Source organism: Ignavibacterium sp., assembly GCA_032027145.1.
GTDB lineage: Bacteria > Bacteroidota > Ignavibacteria > Ignavibacteriales > Ignavibacteriaceae > IGN3.
The window spans coordinates 3,010,509-3,032,171 of sequence record JAVSMP010000001.1 but is presented as its reverse complement, the minus strand read 5'-3'; the positions used below and the strand labels follow the sequence as shown (position 1 = coordinate 3,032,171).

At 31.9% G+C, this 21,663-nt stretch carries 19 protein-coding genes; 16 read left to right on the top strand and 3 right to left on the bottom strand.

The genetic code is table 11. The annotated features are described in order from the left end of the window. The first annotated feature begins 29 nt into the window (after positions 1 to 29). Positions 30 to 1,373 carry a hypothetical protein gene (locus tag ROY99_12780; protein ID MDT3697250.1) on the top strand — a complete coding sequence of 448 codons (1,344 nt, stop codon included), beginning with the start codon at positions 30 to 32 and terminating at the stop codon, positions 1,371 to 1,373. Positions 1,374 to 1,410: 37 nt separating this feature from the next. On the opposite strand, the gene ROY99_12775 is transcribed toward ROY99_12780, so the two are convergent. Together ROY99_12775 and ROY99_12770 are read right to left on the bottom strand one after the other, a co-directional pair. Continuing rightward, positions 1,411 to 2,055, bottom strand: coding sequence for an HAD family hydrolase (locus tag ROY99_12775; GenBank protein ID MDT3697249.1), 645 nt, complete (start codon positions 2,053 to 2,055; stop codon positions 1,411 to 1,413). A 1-nt stretch (position 2,056) separates the two neighbouring features. Continuing rightward, positions 2,057 to 3,895 (bottom strand): PQQ-binding-like beta-propeller repeat protein, encoded by a 1,839-nt coding sequence (locus ROY99_12770; GenBank protein MDT3697248.1) that lies wholly within the window; start codon positions 3,893 to 3,895, stop codon positions 2,057 to 2,059. Positions 3,896 to 4,039: 144 nt separating this feature from the next. Between ROY99_12770 and ROY99_12765 the strand changes: the two genes are divergently transcribed. The 11 genes from ROY99_12765 to ROY99_12715 all read left to right on the top strand — a co-directional run bounded on the left by ROY99_12765 (position 4,040) and on the right by ROY99_12715 (position 15,843). After that, on the top strand, positions 4,040 to 4,237 hold the full coding sequence (locus ROY99_12765; GenBank protein MDT3697247.1) for a hypothetical protein: 198 nt from the start codon (positions 4,040 to 4,042) through the stop codon (positions 4,235 to 4,237). A gap of 130 nt (positions 4,238 to 4,367) precedes the next feature. Then, a complete protein-coding gene (locus tag ROY99_12760; protein ID MDT3697246.1) occupies positions 4,368 to 6,197 on the top strand; it encodes a T9SS type A sorting domain-containing protein in 1,830 nt (609 codons plus the stop codon). A gap of 162 nt (positions 6,198 to 6,359) precedes the next feature. Further along, positions 6,360 to 7,343 (top strand): AAA family ATPase, encoded by a 984-nt coding sequence (locus ROY99_12755; protein MDT3697245.1) that lies wholly within the window; start codon positions 6,360 to 6,362, stop codon positions 7,341 to 7,343. Between the two features lie 85 nt (positions 7,344 to 7,428). Continuing rightward, positions 7,429 to 8,304 carry a DUF58 domain-containing protein gene (locus ROY99_12750; GenBank protein ID MDT3697244.1) on the top strand — a complete coding sequence of 292 codons (876 nt, stop codon included), beginning with the start codon at positions 7,429 to 7,431 and terminating at the stop codon, positions 8,302 to 8,304. Beyond that, positions 8,298 to 9,245, top strand: a complete 948-nt coding sequence (locus tag ROY99_12745) for a hypothetical protein (protein ID MDT3697243.1) — start codon at positions 8,298 to 8,300, stop codon at positions 9,243 to 9,245. The genes ROY99_12750 and ROY99_12745 overlap by 7 nt, the downstream gene beginning before the upstream one ends. Next, positions 9,235 to 10,230: a VWA domain-containing protein gene (locus tag ROY99_12740; GenBank protein MDT3697242.1), complete on the top strand. Its 996-nt coding sequence runs from the start codon at positions 9,235 to 9,237 to the stop codon at positions 10,228 to 10,230. The genes ROY99_12745 and ROY99_12740 overlap by 11 nt, the downstream gene beginning before the upstream one ends. Beyond that, positions 10,230 to 11,270 carry a VWA domain-containing protein gene (locus ROY99_12735; protein MDT3697241.1) on the top strand — a complete coding sequence of 347 codons (1,041 nt, stop codon included), beginning with the start codon at positions 10,230 to 10,232 and terminating at the stop codon, positions 11,268 to 11,270. Before ROY99_12740 ends, ROY99_12735 begins: the two co-directional genes overlap by 1 nt. Further along, a complete protein-coding gene (locus tag ROY99_12730; GenBank protein MDT3697240.1) occupies positions 11,270 to 12,028 on the top strand; it encodes a tetratricopeptide repeat protein in 759 nt (252 codons plus the stop codon). Before ROY99_12735 ends, ROY99_12730 begins: the two co-directional genes overlap by 1 nt. Beyond that, positions 12,028 to 13,827 (top strand): BatD family protein, encoded by a 1,800-nt coding sequence (locus ROY99_12725; protein ID MDT3697239.1) that lies wholly within the window; start codon positions 12,028 to 12,030, stop codon positions 13,825 to 13,827. Before ROY99_12730 ends, ROY99_12725 begins: the two co-directional genes overlap by 1 nt. 74 nt (positions 13,828 to 13,901) lie before the next feature. Beyond that, positions 13,902 to 14,582: a tetratricopeptide repeat protein gene (locus ROY99_12720; protein ID MDT3697238.1), complete on the top strand. Its 681-nt coding sequence runs from the start codon at positions 13,902 to 13,904 to the stop codon at positions 14,580 to 14,582. Positions 14,583 to 15,102: 520 nt separating this feature from the next. Then, complete coding sequence (locus ROY99_12715) at positions 15,103 to 15,843, top strand: TerC family protein (protein MDT3697237.1); 741 nt, start codon at positions 15,103 to 15,105, stop codon at positions 15,841 to 15,843. Positions 15,844 to 15,916: 73 nt separating this feature from the next. Here ROY99_12715 and ROY99_12710 read toward each other — a convergent pair whose 3' ends face one another. Next, the gene (locus tag ROY99_12710; GenBank protein ID MDT3697236.1) at positions 15,917 to 16,666 is read right to left on the bottom strand and encodes an outer membrane beta-barrel protein; all 750 of its coding nucleotides are present in this window, start codon (positions 16,664 to 16,666) and stop codon (positions 15,917 to 15,919) included. Positions 16,667 to 17,184: 518 nt separating this feature from the next. On the opposite strand from ROY99_12710, the gene cas6 reads away from it, so the two are divergent. From cas6 to csm3, 4 genes are all read left to right on the top strand, one after another. Next, positions 17,185 to 17,976, top strand: coding sequence for a CRISPR-associated endoribonuclease Cas6 (cas6, locus tag ROY99_12705; GenBank protein MDT3697235.1), 792 nt, complete (start codon positions 17,185 to 17,187; stop codon positions 17,974 to 17,976). Between the two features lie 167 nt (positions 17,977 to 18,143). Further along, positions 18,144 to 20,486 carry a type III-A CRISPR-associated protein Cas10/Csm1 gene (gene cas10 / locus ROY99_12700; GenBank protein MDT3697234.1) on the top strand — a complete coding sequence of 781 codons (2,343 nt, stop codon included), beginning with the start codon at positions 18,144 to 18,146 and terminating at the stop codon, positions 20,484 to 20,486. 2 nt (positions 20,487 to 20,488) lie between these two features. Further along, on the top strand, positions 20,489 to 20,872 hold the full coding sequence (gene csm2 / locus ROY99_12695; protein MDT3697233.1) for a type III-A CRISPR-associated protein Csm2: 384 nt from the start codon (positions 20,489 to 20,491) through the stop codon (positions 20,870 to 20,872). A gap of 11 nt (positions 20,873 to 20,883) precedes the next feature. Beyond that, entirely contained in the window at positions 20,884 to 21,663 is a 780-nt protein-coding gene (csm3, locus tag ROY99_12690; protein MDT3697232.1) for a type III-A CRISPR-associated RAMP protein Csm3, read from the top strand.

Below are 21,663 nucleotides of genomic sequence, written 5' to 3'. Positions count from 1 at the left end.
AAATAATTTATCAAAGTATGGAGAAATATATGAAATCAACATTGCTGTTATTATTAATGTTAATACTCTCTGTTCAATCTAATGCTCAGTGGGATAATTATCCAAAACCGGATGAAGGTTTTATTAATAGCGGTTTAGGTATTACCTGGATTGATGGAAAACCTCATTACCGGATTGCATTCAGACCTGAGATTTCTTTTTCTGACTTTGGTATCGGTTTGGATCTTAATCTGGACTTTGATTCGGAAGGGAAGTTGAGAAAAGAAAATTTTAACGAAACATCAGATTATCTTAGTATTATCCGTTATATAAGATATGGAATTAAGAACGATCCAGTTTTTATTAAAATCGGTGCGCTTGATTACTATACTTTGGGACACGGTAGTATTATGCAGTATTACAATAACAGTCCGACTTTTGATAACAGAAGGATTGGATTAGTTGCTGATATTGATTTCGGAAAGTTTGGTTTCGAATCAATTATGGGTTCGTTCTCTCCAGCCGGAGTATTTGGAATAAGAGGTTACATAAGACCATTGCAGTTTACTTCTGCAGCAGATATTCCAATTATAGGTAATCTTGAAACAGGAGTTTCTTTCGTTTCGGATTTAAATAAAGATGCAGGAATAATAAATGGCACCTACAATAATTCGTTGAAGAAGTTTGACATTACCGAAGATAAGGGGGCTGTAAGTGTGCTTGGATTTGATATTGGGCTTCCACTGCTTAACTCAAGCGTTACTGAAATTACTTTATATGCAGATTATTCAAAAATATCTGGATTTGGCAGCGGTGTTGCAGCAGGTGTTATGTTTGATTTTAATCTTAGTACTCTTGTTAATGTTAATGCAAAATTAGAAAGAAGATTTAATAATGGTAAGTATATACCTGCATATTTTAATTCTCTACACGAAATAGAAAGATTTAAAGTTGATTCTGCAAAAGGAACATTTACAAGCAAAGCACTAGCACTAAACAGTATAACTGAAAATCAAAATGGATTTTACGGAAACTTGCTGATAAGAATTTTAGGCTTGTTTGATATTTATGGCGGCTATCAGCGCCTGGATAAAGAACCTAAAAGCGGTATTATGAATCTGAGAAGTGCAATTGAACCGGAAGGAGTTCCTTTTGTATTACGGGCAGGTTACGATAAAATAAATATTCAAAATGAAAAAGATCTTTTTACTCTTGATGATCGTTCTTATTTGTTTACCGAAGTGGGATACAAACCGGTTGAGTATTTACTGATATCCATTGTTTATAGCTGGACTTATACTCCAATCAGAGGCGGAGATGATAAAATTATTGGATTTGAACCACAGAAGCGAATTGAGCCAAGAGTATCATTTATTTATCCGTTTAAGTTTTAACCTGTTAAAATCATCGGAACGGTCGGAAGACCGTTCCCTACTTTTTGAAAATAAAATTTCTTAACTCATCAACGGAGTGGAAAAGATTTTTTGAATTCAACTTTCTCACTTCATCTTCTGCATAACTATCCCAAAGGACAGATGCTATTTCGACCTTGGCTTCTTTAGCAGCAATAATGTCAGAAGGAGCATCTCCAATCATAAGTACTTCGCTCGGATTAAGTTTGAACTCCTGTAAAAAATTAATTATTCCCTCCGGTGATGGTTTATGATCATTAACGTCATCTCCGCTTACTATCATATCGAAGTATTTTGTTAAACCAAGTTCATCAAGTGTAATCAAAGCAGATGTTCTTCCTTTACCTGTATAGACTGATAGAAGTATCCCTGCATTTTTTATTTCGATAATTAACGGCTCTATCCCTTCATATAATTTTGCAATGGCATGATTGTCTTTGTAATATTTGTAATAATCTCTACGGGCTGATTCGTATTCATCTTTGCACATTTCTTTAAGTATAACATCTTCAGTTGGTCCAAACAGAGCAATTATTTCTTCATCTGAAAAAGTTTTGCCGAGATACTTCTTTGTAATATGATTGAATGAATTAAAAATAAGTTGATTTGTATATGTTAGTGTTCCATCAACATCAAAAATAATTCCTTTAAAACGCGACTTCATATTATTCAATTATTTTTATGATACTAAGTTTACCGTCGAGGGTTTTAACAACTATCTGATTCTGGTTAAGATGTGCCAAACCTGTTATTGGTGTAAATGCCGGTTCAATAATTTGTTTAATATTTTTATTGCCAGAAATTCTGAAAATTGATCCATCAGACAAACCGATAATAACATCATAATCTGATTCAATAATCTCAAACGAAAATATACCGGATTTGTTTAACTCAATGCTGTAATCAACTTTTCCATCATTTGTTGAAACTGCAAAAATCTTCCCCGAACTGTTAAGAGCAAAAATATGTGATTTGGTTTTATTTATATATAATTTTTTAATATCAGTTTTTATATCAGCAGACCATACTATTTTACCTTGCAGCAAATCAAGCGCAATAACATTTCCTTCAGGCGACAAAACGAAAACCTTAGATGAAATAATTAACGGAAAATCATAAGCAATATTATCAGATGATTTTTGCACATACTTCCAGATTAATACTCCCGATTTTGAATTAACACAATAAACAGAATATGAAGCATCAATAAAAATTATTTTATCATTTTCATATACTGCTTTTGATATAATTGCTTTATCAGACAATTTTTTATTCCATAAAATTTCAAATGTGAAAGCATCATAAGAAAGTATATTTCCTTTTGCTGTGCCGAATACAACACTTTTAACTGTTTTATCTAAATCAATTATCGATAAATCAGATGTTATATTTTCACCAATACCTGCAACCTGAATAACCTCGCCGTTGTTTGAATTTAGTGAATAAAGATCTCCGCCAACTGTTGCAGCAAGAAACAAATCTCTATAGAGAACTGGGTTTGTTTTAATATCACCAAATATTTCAGAAACAAATTTCTCCTTTCCATTAAAGTCTATAAGATAAACTAACCCGTTATCAATTGTTACATAAATCCTGTTTTCAGCAATGTTAACTTTAGTTGTAGAAGTTGAACTATAATCAACCTTGGTAATCACTTTAATGAAAGGGTTAATATTCTTGGTTTCTGTAATTTGCTTGGGTAAAATCTTTAACTTATTTAATGATTCTGAAAACTGAAGTTCTGTGTTTTCATTTTCAAAATACTTTTTTATTACAAAGATTGAATCATTTTTGTTTTCAACAAGATGATAGATCGGTTTATTGTTTTTATCTGCTCCGGGAAATCCTATTTCAAGTACAAAATCATTCTTAACAACAAATTTATTTTCCTCCGGATAGAAGTGGATAATTTTATTGTTCCCGATTTCTTTAATTAGTGAAGCTTTATTGATTACTTTACTTAAAGGTAGATTTGAAAAAGAGTATATCAATTTATCTTTAATTGATTTGCACTCTTCATTTAAATAATTAAGCGTCTCAATATCAATATATCCGGCACTTTTAATAAATGGAATAACTGAACTATAACCTAATAAAATGCTGTTCTGATCTTTAACTAAAAAGAATTGTTCATTTAATTCCTGTTTGATCAGATAAGGACTAAGAATATTACTTGAGTAATCATTGTAACCGGGAATTATTTTTATATTAAAATTATTTTCAGAAATAAAGGACTGGAACTCTCCAAGATCATCCAAAGAATGCGTTGAGACTACATCTCCCAAGATAATAATACCATTAGTACTGCTTTCTTTTTTAAGTAAAGTTGTAAGAAATTCAATTTTGTTTCGGTCAGATTTTCCATTTAATCCATTGTTTGAAACTATAGCATACTTTTTATTTTGGCATAATATTGGCGAACATAATGCACTGAAGAGCAATAGAATAACTATGAGATGCATTATATCAATTAATATCAGATGATTTTTCACGATAGTAATCATTTTGCATACATCATTTAATTTATAAAAAAGTTGGCAATTATTTTTGATTTTTTAAAATAAAATGGCTATTAATTGTATAACTAATTCGAAAAATTAATAACCTATCAAGCAAATATATCTGTTTCATAAATCAAAGGGTGCATAGTGAAAAAAAATACTTTTTCTCTTTTTGTTTTCTGCTTTATAGTATTTTTACCCCAAATTATTTTCGTACAGGGTGATCAACTTTTAAGTCAAAATTTTCAATTTGAAGTTCCTGAACTTATTCAATCTTTACAACAAAAGATTAAACAATCTGAACAGAATAAAGATTGGGATTTATATTATTCTTTAAAATCTTAATTGAAAACTGCTTGGAATGAGGTTAAACCGGAAATTGCAAATCTTTTCCGGAATACAAATAATTCTGATATAGACTAATAGCAACAAACTAACTAACTAATTTATTAATTCATTAATTAAGGATTGTATTATGAACAAATACTTAACTTTACTTTCACTTTTTTTTGTTTTTACCTTTATTTCGATTACCAGCTTTGCACAAGATGGACAGATGAAATTTCAAAAATATTCGGGGACGGAAATTGAAAAACAGTATCCTTCTTCAAATATAGTTGATGTTTCTGAAAATGCCCGGCTTGAAAATGAACTGAAAGAAGCAATTGAAACAGGCAATCAAAACAAAGAAAATCTTTTAAGAACTAAATTAAATGAGCTCTATAAAGATCAGATATCTAAACCAAATTCTGATGATCGTGATTTTCCATTAGAAGAATCCAAAGGTGCATTTTATCAACCAAAGTGGTTTGCAAATGATGTGCTGTTATATAACGGCGATATTGGTTCTACCGGTACCGACCACAGAAGAATAGATATGAAAACTGGTGAAGATGGCAGGCTTTACGCTGCTTTTATCCGAAGACCAGTAACAGGAATTAATGGATACATTCAAATTGTCAAATCAACAGATGGTGGATCAAGTTGGAGTACTGTTTCTAGTATTAGCAGTTCAACACGATACTTTGGACAGGTTTCAATATTAGTCGAAAATAGAATTAGTAATCCGGATTCATCAACAATTTTGGTGTTCTATTCAAGATCAGAAAATTCTAATTTTAATGATGCTAGCATAGGATTTGTTTCTGTACGTAGTGACGGTGCTAATTGGACTGGTGGATCAACTATTCTTAGCCCTGATGCAGGTAATAAATTACTTTATCCTTCTGCGGTTAGTGATGGGCAATACTGGACGTCAGCAACATACTTCGGAGTTGTTTGTGGTGAGTATTCTAATAGTGATTCAAAAAGTCAATCACTGGTAATAGGTAAAACTGTTAATTGGGGTTCAGACTTTACAAAAGTAAATATTAATGACAATTATCCGACATGGAGTGATTTTTTTCCTGTAGCTGATTTTAAAAAAGGTTCAATAGATTCTTTATATATTGCTGTTGAGAGAAGATTTTCTGGTGGTATAAAGTCACAATTAAGAGTTATAGCAACTCCTTGGACTTTATCAACAGGTTTTCACCGCTACACACTTACAACAGGAACTGACAATGAATATTTAAAACCAAGTATTACAATTGTTCAGAACGCTGGTTCACTACCTAAACTGGCAGTTATTGCCGTTATCGAAAATAATGTTGCTAGATACATATATAGTGATAATGGAGGAAGTAGCTGGTCAACTTATAACTATTTAAGTTTATTAAGTGAGAGTAATGTAAAATTCGTTGCAATTTCATCAGATAGTAATTCAACATCAAATGATTTTATTGTTGGTGCTTACCAATTAGGTTCAGGAGATACGATTGTAGTTAGAAGAGGTCGACCAGGTAGTTTAGGTGTTAGGAATTATAAAGTAAATGAGTTTACTTCTTCAATTTACAATGCACCTGTTGTTGCAGTTTATAATCCATCAGGTACAAAATCTTCAGCTTTACTTTATACTGGTTTAGTATCAAATTATTCGAGTAATGTTTATTTTGATGGCGAACATCTGGTTAGCAGTGTTTCAGAATTACCTGGTGTAGCAACAGAATATTCTTTAGAACAAAACTATCCAAATCCATTTAACCCGAGTACTGCTGTCAGATTCAGTATTCCTGAGCAAACAAATGTAAGCTTAAAAGTGTTCAACAGCATCGGACAGGAAGTCGCTACTCTGATAAATGGAGAAATGACTGCAGGTAATCATGAGGTTGATTTTAACGCAAGTAAGTTATCAAGCGGAGTTTATTTTTACAGAATTGAGACACCTGCTTTCACATCTACAAAAAAGATGATACTTATCAAATAATTTTTCAATCAGGATTATTAAAAGGGACGGTTTAAAGCCGTCCTTTTTTATTTTAAAGCAAGGTAAATTCTTGTAAAAAAAACGCAACATTTATAAGTTTGCCAGCGTCTAATCGTAAATAAATTCAAGTTTAAAATAATTAACAAATAATGAGGTAACCTTTTGGATATTGTTGCATTAAATGAAAAGATAAAGCAGGAAAGCGCTTTTATTGATATACTAATGAGTGAAATCAGTAAGGTAATAGTTGGACAAAAAGCTATGGTTGAAAGACTTGTTATTGGACTTCTGGGTAACGGACATGTTTTGCTGGAAGGAGTTCCTGGTCTTGCTAAAACTTTAGCGATAAAAACTCTTGCACAGGTAATGAAAGCTAAGTTTCAGAGAATTCAGTTTACACCTGATCTACTGCCTGCCGATTTAATCGGGACTCAGATTTATAATCAACGTGACGGAAATTTTCTAATTCGTAAAGGTCCTATCTTTTCTAATTTTATTCTTGCTGATGAAATTAACCGAGCACCGGCAAAAGTTCAGAGTGCTCTTCTTGAAGCGATGCAGGAAAGACAAGTTACGATTGGTGAAACTACTTTTAAATTAGATGAACCATTTTTAGTTCTTGCAACACAAAATCCAATTGAGCAGGAAGGAACATATCCTTTGCCCGAAGCACAGGTTGACAGGTTTATGCTCAAAATAAAAATTACTTATCCTGAAAGAGCGGAAGAACTCTCAATTATGCGTCAGAATATGGCAATGGTTGAAACAGTAATTAATCCGGTTATCTCTCCGGATGTAATTCTGAGAGCAAGACATTTACTTAATGAAGTTTATCTTGATGAAAAAATTGAAAAATATATCCTTGATATTGTATTTGCTACACGTAATCCCAAACAATTCGGGTTAAATAATCTTTCAGATCTTATTAGCTACGGAGCATCACCGCGTGCTACAATTAATCTTGCAGTTGGTGCTAAAGCAATGGCATTTATCAGACGAAGAGGTTATGTTATTCCTGAAGATGTCAGAGCAATTTGTTTTGATGTTCTCAGACATCGTATTGCTGTTACTTATGAAGCAGAAGCTGAGGAAATTACAAGTGAAAATGTTATTCAGGATATCCTGAATAAGGTTGTTGTCCCTTAAATAATCATTAAACTTCGTCTCTTTTAATTGACGGCAATTGATTATTTAACCGAAATATTTTTTAATGAGTTTATAAAGATCAGTAATGCTTACTAAAGATTTAGTAAAACAAGTCAGACAAATCGAAATAAGAACCAAAGGGCTGGTCAATCAGGTTTTTTCAGGTGAATACCATTCTGTTTTCAAAGGGCGTGGAATGGAATTTTCTGAAGTCCGCGAATATCAGTTTGGTGATGATATAAGAAATATTGATTGGAATGTAACTGCACGGTTTGGGCATCCATACATTAAAATATTTGAAGAAGAGCGTGAACTTACTGTTATTCTTATGGTTGATCTTAGCGGTTCTTTGATGTTTGGCTCTGTTAGTAAAACTAAACAGCGGATCGCCGCAGAACTTAGTGCTATTCTTGCCTTTTCTGCTTTAAAGAACAATGATAAAGTCGGTTTGATTTTATTTACCGATAAGATCGAAAAATTTGTTCCTCCAAGAAAAGGTAGAAAACACGTATTAAGAATTATTCGTGAAGTATTATCATTTGAACCGGAAGGTAAATCAACTAATCTTCGCGGCGCATTAGAATTTATGCACAATGCAATAAAGAAAAAATCAATTGCATTTCTTATATCAGATTTTATTGATGAAGGATATGAAAAAATTCTCAGAATTGTTGGACGGAAACATGATCTTATAGGTGTTGTGCTTGACGATAAAAGAGAAAAGGAAATTCCGAATATTGGTTTGATCAAACTTACTGATTCGGAAACCGGTAATGAAAGATGGATTGATACAAGCTCAAGAAAAGTTAGAGAAACAATTTCAACTGTGCGTAAAGAAAATGAAAAAATCAGAAATTCTGTTTTTGTTAAAAGCGGGTTAGATAAAATTGAAGTAACAACAGATTCAAATTACATCCAGCCGTTGGTTCAGTTTTTCAGAAGGCGGGCGAGAAAATGGTAAATAAGATTTTATTCATCTTTTTAATTATTATTCTTACACAGTCTTCATTTGCTCAAGAGATTACAGCAGCAGCATCAACTGATTCAAGTGATTATCTTATTGGCGATTATATTAAATATTCACTTGTAATTACAATGAATAAAAATGTTCATATTATAAATCCTTTTTTTCGTGATACACTAAAAAATATTAATGTATTATCTATTGATGGACCTATTGTTGAAGAATCTGAGACTAAGAGAACAGTCAACTATTTTTCCGTCCTTTCGATGTATGATTCTGCAGTAGTAACTATTCCGCCGATTAAAATTGAATACCGAACTGAAAATGATACAACATTAAAATTTATTGAATCAAATCCTGTCAGTTTTAATGTGCACAGATTAAATGTTTCTGTTGAAGAAGATATTAAAGATATTAAACCGCCTATCAGATTATTTAATTATTATTTTCTTCTTTACATATTTATCGGATTGATAATATTATCATTATTAGTTTATTACTTTATCTGGCATAAATATTTTCGGAAAAAAGAAGAGATAAAAGTTGATAATGGCATAGAAAAAATTCCTGCTCATCAATTAGCATTGCAAAAATTAGAACAGCTTGAAAAGGAACAACTGTGGCAGAATGGATTTATAAAAGATTATCATTCAAGAATTACTGAAATTATTCGCTGGTATTTTGAAAAACAATTCGGTTTACCGGCACTTGAAAAAACCACAACGGAATCATTAGCTCTGCTTAAACGCCATCGCAAAGGGACAAAGGTGTCTGATATTACAGAGCAGTTCTTGAATAATGCAGATCTTGTAAAGTTTGCTAAATATATTCCGATGGAAAAAGTTAATATTGAAATGATGGAACAGGCTAAAACTATTATAAACAAAACAGCAGTAACAGAGCAAACTGAAAATATGGAGAAAGAAAATGTTTACTGATATAACATTTGCTTACTCCTGGGTTTTATACTCTTTGCTGATTATACCTTTACTTATCTTCTGGTATTTCTGGAAAGGGAGAAAAAAGAAATCTGCTATATCTTATTCTTCAACTAAAATATTTAATAAAGTACCTTCAACTTTAAGGGTTAAATTAAGACATCTGCCATTTATTGTAAGAATGGCAGCACTGGCAGTTTTAATTATCGCCCTTGCAAGACCACAGAACTTTTCTTCCGGTCAGAATGTTAACACTGAAGGAATTGATATCTCAATTGTACTGGATATTTCAAGCAGCATGCTTGCTGAGGATTTCAAACCAAACAGATTGGATGCAGCTAAAAAAGTAATTGATACTTTTATTCAGGGAAGAACAAACGACAGAATCGGATTGGTAATTTTTTCCAGAGAAGCTTTTACACAATGTCCCTTAACAATTGATTACTCAGTACTCAGGAATCTTTTAAATGATATCAAAACCGGAATGATTGAAGATGGTACCGCAATAGGCAATGGAATTGCAAATGGTATTAATAGACTTACAGACAGTGATGCCAAAAGCAAGGTTTTAATATTGCTAACTGATGGTGTAAACAATGCCGGAGAGGTTGATCCTGTCTCAGCAGCCGAAATAGCAGCTTCATTTGGTATTAGGATATATACTATCGGAGTTGGTACTCGAGGTGAAGCTCCATATCCTGTTCAAACTCCATTCGGTACAAGGTATCAAATGGTACCGGTTGAAATTGATGAAGTTATCTTAAAAAAAATTGCTGAAATTACAGGCGGTGAGTATTTCAGAGCAACAAATAATAAAGCTTTACAGGAGATTTATCAAAGAATAGATAAGATGGAAAAGACAAAAATTGAAATTACATCTTTTAAAAATGCTCAGGAGCTTTTTGCTCCCTGGTTGTTAATAGGTTTCGGGTTACTTTTATTTGAACTGCTTACATCAAAAACAATTTTAAGGAAACTGCCATAGTGTTTAGATTTGCTAACCCTGAGTATTTAATTGCCTTGTGGCTGATTCCAGCTTTGATATTGCTTTATGTACTTTTTAACAGGAACAGAAAAAGACTATTGGAAAAATTTGCTGATAAGGAAATTCATAAAGTTATTTTTTATTCATACAGCAGTACAAAATCAAAACTAAAATTTGCAATGCTGTTAGTAGTATTTTCTTTGCTGATAATTGCATTTGCAAAACCGCAGGTTGGAACAAAAATGACTGAAGTAAAGCAAACCGGAATAGATGTTTATATTCTGCTTGATGTTTCAAGAAGTATGGCTGCTGAAGATATAAAACCAAACAGATTGGAAAAGGCAAAATATCAGATTTCAAACTTGATTCAGAAGCTAAGAGGCGACAGAATTGGATTGATTGTTTTCTCGGGTGAGGCTTACATACAATTTCCTTTAACAACTGATTATTCGGCTGCGAATCTTTTTTTATCTGCGGTTGACTTTAATTCAGTACCGCAGCCAGGCACTGCAATTGCTTCAGCCATAACGCTTGCAGTTCAGGCGTTTGATTCTGCAGCAACTGATAAAGCGATAATTATTATTACTGATGGTGAAGATCACGAAGGCGATATTGATGATGCAATAGAAAAGGCAACAAAGAGAGAAATAAAGATTTATACAATCGGTTTAGGTTCACCCGATGGTCTCCCAATCCCGATTTATGATAATCGGGGAAATCAGGTAGGTTTTAAAAAAGATAATTCAGGAGAAACTGTTCTTACCAAGCTAAATGAAAGCATATTGAAGGAAATTGCTGATAAAGGTAATGGTAAATATTATCGAGGTAATAATTATGAAGACTATCTTGATAAGATTTATAGTGACCTCTCTGCTCTTGAACAAGCTGAGTTTGGAGTAAAAAAAGTTACTGATTACGAGGATAGATTTTATTACTTTTTAATACCGGCTGTTTTGCTTTTGATAATTGAATTATTTATAACTGATATTAGATCACCGTTCTTTACCAGACTAAATAAGAAACTTGGAATTGAAACTTAATGAGTATGAATATTATTAACATTAAAACAATTTTAGTTCTGTTATTATTATTAAACTTTTATGGATTTACGCAGTCAAACAGAAGTACACTTAACAAGGGTGTAGATAAATATGAAGAAAAAAAGTTTAGTGATGCAGAAATAGATTTCAGAAAAGTTGTTGAAAATTCACCCGGAAGTTTTGAAGCGAATTTTAATCTTGGTGATACTTATTACAAACAAGAAAAATATGAAGATGCAATAAAGTCGTTTAATAGTGCTTTGGAAGGTGCAAAAGATAACGACAAAAAAGCAAAAATCTATCACAATATCGGCAACTCATTGTTAAAAACTAATAAGATTGAACAAAGTATTGAAGCCTACAAGAATGCTCTAAAATTTAATCCTGCTGATGATGATACAAAGTATAATTTGTCTTATGCACTGGAATTATTAAAAAATCAAAATAAAGATCAGCAAAACAAAAACGATAAAGACAATAAGGATAATAAAGACAAGAACAAACAAGATCAGCAGCAGCAAAATCAAAATCAGGATCAAAAGGACAAAGATCAGAACAAGCAGGAACAGCAGCAGCCAAAAGATCAGGAGAGCAAGCAGGATAATACTAAACAACAACAGCAGCAGCCGAGAGAAGAAAAGATCTCTAAAGAAGAAGCTCAAAGAATTCTTGATGCGTTAAAGAACAATGAAAAAGATCTGCAAAAGCAATTAAGAAAAAAATCCGGACCAATTAAAAAAACAGATAAAGACTGGTAATGTTTATCAGATTATTACTAACGGTATTTATTTTTTTTGTTCAATTCAGTTTTGCACAAACATTTACAGCAACTGTAGATAATAATACCGTAGCCGAGAATGAACGATTTCAACTTAGTTTTGTATTTGAAGGGAAAGATTTAAATAGACTTAAGAATTTTAATCCCCCTTCTTTTAATAATTTTAAGGTGCTTTCGGGTCCGAATCAATCTTCAAGTATGCAGATAATAAATGGTGTTTCGTCTTCATCACTTACACTTTCTTATATTCTGCTTTCAAACACTATAGGTACATTTACTATTGGCAGTGCTTCAATCCAGTCTGATGGACAAACATTTACAACAAGTCCAATAAAAATAACTGTTATCAAAGGCACAGTTAAACCCAAAGATGAAAAACAATCCGATGTATCAGATCAAGAGATAGCTGAAAACTTATTTATAAAAGCCTCGATAGATAAAAACAAAGCATATCAGGGCGAGCAGATAACAGTTACTTATAAGTTATATACAAGATTAACAATTGCAGCACAGATGTCTGTTGATAAACTTCCGCAATACCAGGGATTTTGGGCCGAAGAACTGGAAACTGCACGTAATATTACATTTAATACAGAGGTTATAAATGGCAAACAGTATAAAGTCGGGCTGCTTAAAAGAGTAGCTTTATTTGCAACTCAAACAGGTAAACTTGAAGTAACTCCGCTTGAATTGACCATACCAATTCAGATTCAGAAGAAAAAAAATCCACAAAATATTTGGGATGATTTTTTTGGCGATCCTTTCGGAAGATCAGAAATTGTGCAGTATCCTGTTAAATCAAATACCCTAAAAATTGATGTTATACCTTTACCGCAAAACAATAAACCTGATTCGTTCAAAGGTGCAGTAGGGAATTATAACTTTTCAGCCTCTATTGATAAACAAAAAACTAAAACCAACGAACCGGTAACTTTAAAACTTGAAATTGCTGGCTCCGGAAATATTAAACTGCTTGAACTTCCGCCATTTGAATTGCCTAATGGAGTTGAAAAATATGATCCTAAGATTAATGAACAATTAAGAAGAACAGGATCAATAAGCGGCAGTAAAACTGCAGAGTATCTTTTAATTCCAAGAGTAGCCGGTTCTAGAGAGATACCTGAGATAGAGTTTTCATATTTTAATCCTGAAACTAAATCCTATAAAACAGTTAAGTCTCAAAAATTTACTCTGGAAATTGAACAAGGCAGCAGCACTGCTGATGTTTATACTGATCAACAATCTGTAAAACAACTGGATAGTGATATAAGATTTATTAAAACTGATTTTAATGATATTAATATAAAATCTGAATTATTATTGATGCAGCCAGGGTTTTGGATTGCTGGTATTGTTCCATTGTTTATTGCCGGCGGATTGATAATCTGGAAACGCAAACAAGATAAACTTTACGGTAATACCAAACTGCTGCAGTACTCAAAGGCAGAAAAAGTTGCAAGAAAAAGATTTAAGAATGCAAAGAGACTGTTAGAGCAGAAAAATGTTGAAGCTTTTTATTCAGAAATATCTCAGGCACTGTTTGGTTACCTTGAAGATAAATTCCAAATTTCAAAATCTGAATTTACACTTGATAGAGCAGTTGATGAGTTGCTGAAAAGAAATATTAATCCCGAACTTGTGCGAAAGATGAAAGTCAATGCAGAGAAATGTGAATATATTAGATTTGCACCAAATACCAACCCGATACAAGCAATGAATGAAATGTTCAATTCGTTTTCTGATGTTGTTATTGATATTGAAAGGTATATTTCAAAATGAAAAATACCATGATGAAAATATTATTTATACTTATAGTTTTTAATTGTAATATATTCCCAAATCCAGAATCTATAATGAGGAATGCTAATGAGTATTACAAAAACAATCGCTATCAGCTTGCAGTTGATGAGTATAATAAATTAATTGATGATGGTTACACAGGAGTTTCACTTTTCTATAATCTGGGCAATTCTTACTATAGGCTGGGACAGGTTGGATATGCAATTCTTTATTATGAAAAAGCTTTAACAATTTCACCCAACGATGAAGATGTGCTTCATAACCTTGAGCTTGTAAAACAGCATCTTAAAGATAAAGTAGATACGCTTCCGCCTTTCTTTATTTTTAATTTATGGGAAGGTTTACTTGCATTTTTCTCAGTAACAGGATGGACATTTTTAGTTTATATTTTTTTCATTCTGTTTCTAATAACAATTGTATTATACTTTTTCTCTAAAAGTATTAGTCAGCAAAGAGCTGCTGTCTTTTCTGCTATTGGAATATTTATTGTCTTATTCTTAACTATTCTTTTACTTGCTGTTAAAATGAATAAAGAGTTTAATATAAAATACGGAATAGTTGTAAATAAGTCTGTTCTGGTTAAATCTGCTCCCGATCAAACATCAAATGATGAATTTCAAGTGCACGAAGGATTAAAAGTTAAAGTAGAAGATAATGTTGATGACTGGCTGAAGATAAGACTTGAAGATGGAAAAATTGGGTGGGTAAGCAAACAATCAGTCGGTATCATTTAACAGAGGGGGAGATTTATTTTTGTTAATTATTATGTTTCTTATGCAATCGTGCAGTTTCAACTGAATCTGAAATGTTAATATGAAAACATTTTAATGCTGCTTGCCTTTACACTCCTACTTTCTTTCGCAATTAATGTTTAATCAAACGGTGATCGAGTAAAGAAATAAAAGCATCTATTTTAAAGAGCTATGATCTGTATGAAACAGTTAAGACAGAAAATGGATTAAAAACAACTTCTGCTATATTAATTGATCATACTGTTAAATCTGAAAAAGAAATTGTTACATCCGAAGTAGAAAATGAAATTGAACTTAAGACCTTTGGTGCAGTGTTGGAAAGAGGATAAAGTATATGAAACAAAAGGAGACGGAGCTAAAGAATAAAGAGGTTCAGTAAAACTGAATTTTAGAAGTTTGTAATTCCTGCTAATGCGGGATTATTTTTTTGCACATTAGTTTAGAATCATTCTATTTTTAAACTTAATTTTAATTCACTTTTTTTGAAGAAAGAAAAAATTTAATGGAATGGATTACTGATCCTCAATCGTTAATAGCTCTGCTTACTTTAACATTGCTTGAAATTGTTCTTGGAATAGATAATATAATTTTTATCTCCATTTTATCCGGTAAACTCCCGCACGATGAGCAAAAGAAAGCAAGGTTAGTTGGTCTATCACTTGCGATGATCACAAGAATTTTGTTACTGTTCTCTATCTCGCTGATTGTAAAACTTACAGAACCATTATTTACAGTTTTTGAATTAGGCATATCCGGCAGGGATTTGATTCTAATTCTTGGTGGATTGTTTCTTCTAGCCAAAAGTACAATGGAAATTCATTCCAAGTTAGAAGGACAGGAAGAACACCACCAGGTGAAAGCTAAAGTTTCTTTTGTAAGTGTTATAATCCAAATCCTTTTACTTGATATAGTATTTTCACTGGATTCAGTAATAACAGCAATCGGTATGGCAAATGAACTTGCTGTTATGGTCATTGCGGTAATTATTGCAGTAATTTTTATGATGTTCTTTTCAGGTTCGATTAGTGATTTTGTTGAGAAGCATCCGACAATTAAAATTCTTGCTCTAAGCTTTTTATTGTTAATTGGATTTTCACTCATTGTAGAAGGATTACATCAGCACATTCCAAAAGGATATATTTACTTTGCAATGGCATTCAGTGTTTTTGTTGAGATGTTAAACCTTAAGATGCGGAAGGCGAAAAGAAATCCAATTAAATTGAGAAAGCAAATGTCTGAATAGTAAACCCATTTTATTATTTAAAAAAAATAACCCAGCTTAAATAATAAGCTGGGTTAATCAGGTTAAAAAATCTTTATAAACCAAAAAGCACTGTTAACTTAAACTCAATTGCATTAATTGAACGCGAATCAGAAATAATATGTGCAGTACTGCCGAGCAAAGCAGCAGGATCTTTATCATCATTTATAAAAGTATAAGATTCAAGCCTTTCATTCTTTGTTGCATCACCATCGAACTTTTTTCCTGCAAGATTCATTAAATGATACTGAATGTTTAAATCAAGTTTTAATCCGCCAAGACTAAACAAAACGCCTCCGCCTCCGCCGATTCCGATTCTGCTTGCAGATTCAATATTTTTTTCATTACTTGGTAACCCATTTGGTGCACTCTTAAATTGTACCGTTCCACTTAATGTATTTAATGATAAAAATGCATCAAAGTATGGTGTTATTGGTGAAAGCGGTATGTCAAATTTAAATTCCGGTCCAAGTCTGAGAGAAAGAATTTTATTAGTAACATCAACAGTACTATTATTATTTCCTGTTATAATCTCGCCATCACCGGAAAAAGTTGAATAATTGATTTCTCCGAATGCATTGATGAATAATAAACCTAAGCGAACTTTACCGTGAAAATTGTATCCGGAACTCATTCCGTATTTTGTGCCGTTATAAAAATCAATTGCAGTTCCTCCATAATCACCTGAAGGGAGCGAATAACCAGCACCAGCCCCAATTTGAAAAGTAATCTGAGCATTTGTTTGACTTGTAATCAGAGAAACAAACAGGACAGTCAGTAATAAGGGAATAAATAAATTTTTCATTTTACAACTCTCTCTAAATTATTACGCTTAAACATAAGAAAAATATTCTTCATTTTTAACAGCGTTAATAAAATTGATAAGTCTTTTAATCGAACCGACTTGTCCCGCCCTGGCTGTGCTTATCTGAATCTTCTAATTGTTTTAAAAGTTAATAATACTTTATTACACTGAATGTATTGAAGTGTGATAAAGATTTATGCTATGTTCGACTTCGACAGGCTTAGACGGACGTATTTTGCTTTCACTGAGCCTATAAAGTTTAATTATTGCAATCCAAATATTTTGCAAAAGTAATGGGTCAGTACTTCATTTTTTCAGAAGGTAAAATTATTTAAAGTAAACTTAGGTTATTGTTAATCATTTTTTTATTTTCTATTGTAATTTTTGAATTGATTGTGCATTGTTAAATATACTTTGTTGATTGTTAGAAATTATACCCCCTTCGTAAATTCATAGCTGCATCCGGGGTGATGAGTAGATGAATAATCTAATGAATAAACACTTTTTTCGGAGGTTCTGTGAGATTAGTGTTGCATTTAGATGTTAGTTTAAACAGTGCAATACCATTAAACTACAACTATCAGTTAAGTTCAGCTATTTATAATTTACTTCAGCTTGGTTCGCCTGAATTTTCTCAATTCCTGCATAATACAGGATATAGTATTGATGGGAAAAAGTTTAAGCTATTTTCTTTTGCCCTCCGTTTTGAGAAAGCACAGGTTAAAGAGAATTACCTTATCTCAAATTCTAACAAGAGTACACTTTACATTTCGTCACCATTGATTGATCCTTTTATTAAGAACTTTGTTGTTGGTACGTTTGAAAATAAAGTAATTCAAATTACTGATAAACAGAGAATAATTGATTTCAGAATTCTAACCGCAGAAGTAATACCTGAACCTGTTTTTACAAATAAAATGAAATTTATTTTACTTTCTCCTATGGTACTATCAACAGTAAGACAGTTTGATGGGAAAATAAAAACATATTATTTAAGACCTGAGGATATAGATGAGATTAATAGAGTGTTAACCAAAAATCTCTTAAATAAAAAGGGATTATTGAGTCGGAATCAAGTGATGGATGAATACTGTAAAATTCAGTGGGACCAAGATTATCTGATTAAAAATAAGAGAATAACTAAAAAGATTACAATAAACGAACACGGTAAATTTCCTATTGATGTAATCGGGATACAAGCACCATTTTTAATTGAAGGTGATCCGGAATTAATTAAAACCGGATATGAATGTGGATTTGGTGAGAAAAATAGTATGGGATTTGGAATGGCTGAAGTAATTAAAAATTAAAAGTAGAATCAAAAACATTTCCGAAACATTGTGATTGTTGAAAACACATTTTGAATAAAATAGTTTTGAATTAAATAAAAAGAGAATAAAATGACACAAGAAGAAAAAACCTTAATACTTGGAGCGCTATTCCATGATATTGGGAAGTTTGAGCAGAGGTGCACAAAATGAATAATAGTCTAAGCGAATATCAGATAAATTACTTAGGTGCATTGTTGCACGATTTTGGAAAACTTATTTGGCGTGCACAAGAAATTAAAGCTGGAGATGATCATGAATCTTTGGGTTCACAATTTATCAGAGAGTATTTAGGAAAAGTTGAATGTCTGAAAACAGATATTGAAAAGATTATTAAAGCAGCTAATCGCCAAAGCGGTAAGATTTGGAAAGCTGATGTAATTGCAGCACAAGAAAGAGAAGATAGTCTCGATAAAGCACCGCGAAGATATTTAGAAGCAATTACAAATAGGGTCGAATTTGACAAGCCATTCAAAAAAAATAAAACTGAAAATTATTGGTATTATATTCCTAGAGTCTTATCTCTGTTAGAAAGGGATAATTTTCCAGAAAATAATAATAAAATTCTCGAAGATTATGAACACAACGATGGTGAATATATTGAACATCATAAAAATCTTCTGAAAGGATTTATAGAAGAATTAAAACTGCTTTATAATGAAACTGAATTTGGATCTTTCATATTAACATTCTATTACTTATTAGAAAAATACACTACTAAAGTTTTATCAGCAGGATATTTATCTCATCCGGATATTTCGCTTTTTGATCATTCCAGAATTACTGCTGCTTTAAGCACTTGTTTTGAAAAGGGAGAAGAAAACAAGGAATGTTTACTTATTAAAGGTGATATTTCTGGAATTCAAAATTACATTTATAATGGCATACGGGAGATGACAGATATTGCCAAAAGACTGCGTGGAAGATCTTTTACTATTCAGCTTTTAACCGGAGTAATATCAAATTTTTTTCTAGAACAATTGAATTTATTTGAAGCTAATTTAATTTATGATGGTGGAGGACATTTCCTTATGTTAGCTCCGAACAACACTAACATTAAAGAGGAATTAGTAAAAGTAGAAAACAACATCAATGAATTCCTATCAACTGAATATATCGGCAGAGTTTCACTTATTCTTGAAAAGGTTGAATGCAGCGGTAAAGAATTTATTGGTGATTTCAGGAATATTTACTTACAGCTTGATAATAAGCTAAACGAAAGAAAAAAGAAAAAAAATCGAAATCAGTTATCAAATCTTTTCTCAAACTCACTTGAAGCCAGCAATTATCACAAGAAAGAAAAAGAAATTGAAAATGAAGAAAAACAAGTTGGGGAAATTATACCCAAAATAAAATATTTGGTAACAACAAAAGATAAAATTGAAAAAATAGTTGAAAACAAGTTTGTCAGTGTATCTTTCAAAGGATTAAATACCTATGTTTATTTGTGCAAAGAACTAACAGAAATTGAAGATATTTTATCAAATATTGTAAAGAAGAATAATGTAAAGATTACCACTATAAATGATACTGATTTTGTAAGCAAGCTTAATCGAACAATCTTCTATAATACAGCTAAGGGGTTCAGATTTATTGGCAGAAGTTTACCCTTAGACGGGTCTCAACAACCAAAATCATTTGAAGATTTGGCTGAAGAACATTCAAAGAGTTATCCATTATTGGGCATAATGAGAATGGATGTAGATAATCTCGGTGCAGTTTTTTCTTTTGGATTGAAAGAATTACGAGAAGAAGAGAAAAAATACACACCTTCAAGAGTTGCCAATTTATCCAGAGAGCTTAACTGGTTTTTTACTGGCTATATAAATGAAATTGCCAAGGCATATAATATTTATATTGCTTATTCAGGTGGAGATGATTTGTTTGTCGTTGGTAATTGGTATCAAATTATAAAGTTTGCAAATGAACTTAGAAAAAAACTAAGAGCTTTTGTATGTGAAAATGAACATCTCTCAGCTTCAGCGGGAATAATTTTTACTAAACCAAATTTTCCAATTTCTCAATCTGCTTTATTAGCAGAAGTACAAGAAAAAATTGCCAAAGATACTTGTCCTAATAAACTTGAAAAGAACAAAGTTGGTGTTTTAAATATTCAATTGACTTGGGAAGAGTTTGATGAATTTATTAAATATGCAGATGAATTAATTGAATTCCTTGAATCAGATGAGGGCAAAAAAATTATTCCAAGAAGTTTTTTGTACAATTTATACAGCTTGACAGGTAATGTCTTTGATTCAAAGGGTATGGCAAACCTAAAAAAGTTAAGTAAAGCAAAAAGTACACTTCATTATTTATTTGCGAGAAGAAAAGTTAACAGTAACATCATCGAACAAAAAAATGATAGCAAAACAAAAGTTAATAATCTACTCTATAAACTTGCTGTTAGACTTTTACTCGGCGAAGACAAAGAAAAAGAATTCAAAAAAATTAAATTTCCATTAACTTTAGCATTATATAAAACAAGGAGGTAAATATGGATCTTTCAAATACAACACCACAGCAAATAGAGGATTATTATGCTGGAAAAGGAAAAGACTACTACAAAAATTTTACTACAAACCAACTTAGAAATTTTTTCTCTGAGATAGTATCATTAAGAACATTTTACAGAGCCAATCCAAGTGAAAAAAATAAGATTGAATTAAGGTTGAGAAAATTAAAAGCAATGTTATTGTATGCAGAAGGCAAACAGACAGGTAGATCAGATCTGAAGGATTTTAGAAAAGATGTATTTGTCTTGACAGATTCTGTGTTAAGCACATCTGGTGATTTTAATAACAAACTAGAATTATTCTTTGATATTATGGAGGGTTTTGTTGCCTACCATAAATTCTATGAAGAAGGCAAAAATTTATAAAGGAGAAAAAAATGAATAATACTAATTCTTTTTTAGGTAATATCATTCTTAAAGGGAAACTAAAAACTCTAACCCCACTTCATATTGGCGGCTCTAAAGACAAGTTTGAAATCGGAGGTGTTGATAATCCAGTTATTAAAGATCCAATTACAAACTATCCGTATATACCGGGTTCATCTTTAAAAGGAAAGCTTCGTATGCTCTTGGAATTTGCAGAAGGCAAAGTGCAGGCAAACGATAAAGGTAATTATCCGCCGAGCTCTGATTCAGAAATTACCTCGCTTTTTGGCGATAGTGCAGATAACAGTTCAAACGGTCCCACAAGATTAATTGTTCGTGATGCATATCCCGATACAAAAACAATTTCAATGTGGGAAAACGCAAACTCAGAAACTCTTTACACCGAATACAAAGCTGAGAATACTATTGACAGAATGACCTCTGCTGCAAATCCTCGTTTTATGGAGCGGATACACAAAGATTCTAAATTTGATGTGGAATTTGTTTTGCAGGTTTTTTCGATGGATAAGGACAATGGTAAAAGTAATTTTGAAAAATTAGTCAAAGCAATTCGACTTCTTGAAGACTCAACACTTGGCGGCGGCGGAAGCCGCGGCAGTGGTAAAGTTGAATTTGACTTTTTTGAACCATACTTTGTAAGCGTTAATGATTATCAAAACGGTAATGGTAATTTCAAAAAAGTATTTGAAGAAAAGGAAAATCCAAATATTTCAACGAAGGACCTTATGTTTGATACTCAGAAAGGAATAAAATTAGAAGACGGAAATTAA

Bases quoted from the DNA above. Each gene is read 5' to 3' on its own strand.
- ROY99_12780 (MDT3697250.1), top strand. From the start codon at position 30: ATGAAATCAACATTGCTGTTATTATTAATGTTAATACTCTCTGTTCAA.
- ROY99_12775 (MDT3697249.1), bottom strand. From the start codon at position 2,055: ATGAAGTCGCGTTTTAAAGGAATTATTTTTGATGTTGATGGAACACTA.
- ROY99_12770 (MDT3697248.1), bottom strand. From the start codon at position 3,895: ATGATTACTATCGTGAAAAATCATCTGATATTAATTGATATAATGCAT.
- ROY99_12760 (MDT3697246.1), top strand. From the start codon at position 4,368: ATGAACAAATACTTAACTTTACTTTCACTTTTTTTTGTTTTTACCTTT.
- ROY99_12750 (MDT3697244.1), top strand. From the start codon at position 7,429: ATGCTTACTAAAGATTTAGTAAAACAAGTCAGACAAATCGAAATAAGA.
- ROY99_12745 (MDT3697243.1), top strand. From the start codon at position 8,298: ATGGTAAATAAGATTTTATTCATCTTTTTAATTATTATTCTTACACAG.
- ROY99_12740 (MDT3697242.1), top strand. From the start codon at position 9,235: ATGTTTACTGATATAACATTTGCTTACTCCTGGGTTTTATACTCTTTG.
- ROY99_12730 (MDT3697240.1), top strand. From the start codon at position 11,270: ATGAGTATGAATATTATTAACATTAAAACAATTTTAGTTCTGTTATTA.
- ROY99_12725 (MDT3697239.1), top strand. From the start codon at position 12,028: ATGTTTATCAGATTATTACTAACGGTATTTATTTTTTTTGTTCAATTC.
- ROY99_12720 (MDT3697238.1), top strand. From the start codon at position 13,902: ATGAGGAATGCTAATGAGTATTACAAAAACAATCGCTATCAGCTTGCA.
- ROY99_12715 (MDT3697237.1), top strand. From the start codon at position 15,103: ATGGAATGGATTACTGATCCTCAATCGTTAATAGCTCTGCTTACTTTA.
- ROY99_12710 (MDT3697236.1), bottom strand. From the start codon at position 16,666: ATGAAAAATTTATTTATTCCCTTATTACTGACTGTCCTGTTTGTTTCT.
- cas10 (MDT3697234.1), top strand. From the start codon at position 18,144: ATGAATAATAGTCTAAGCGAATATCAGATAAATTACTTAGGTGCATTG.
- csm2 (MDT3697233.1), top strand. From the start codon at position 20,489: ATGGATCTTTCAAATACAACACCACAGCAAATAGAGGATTATTATGCT.
- csm3 (MDT3697232.1), top strand. From the start codon at position 20,884: ATGAATAATACTAATTCTTTTTTAGGTAATATCATTCTTAAAGGGAAA.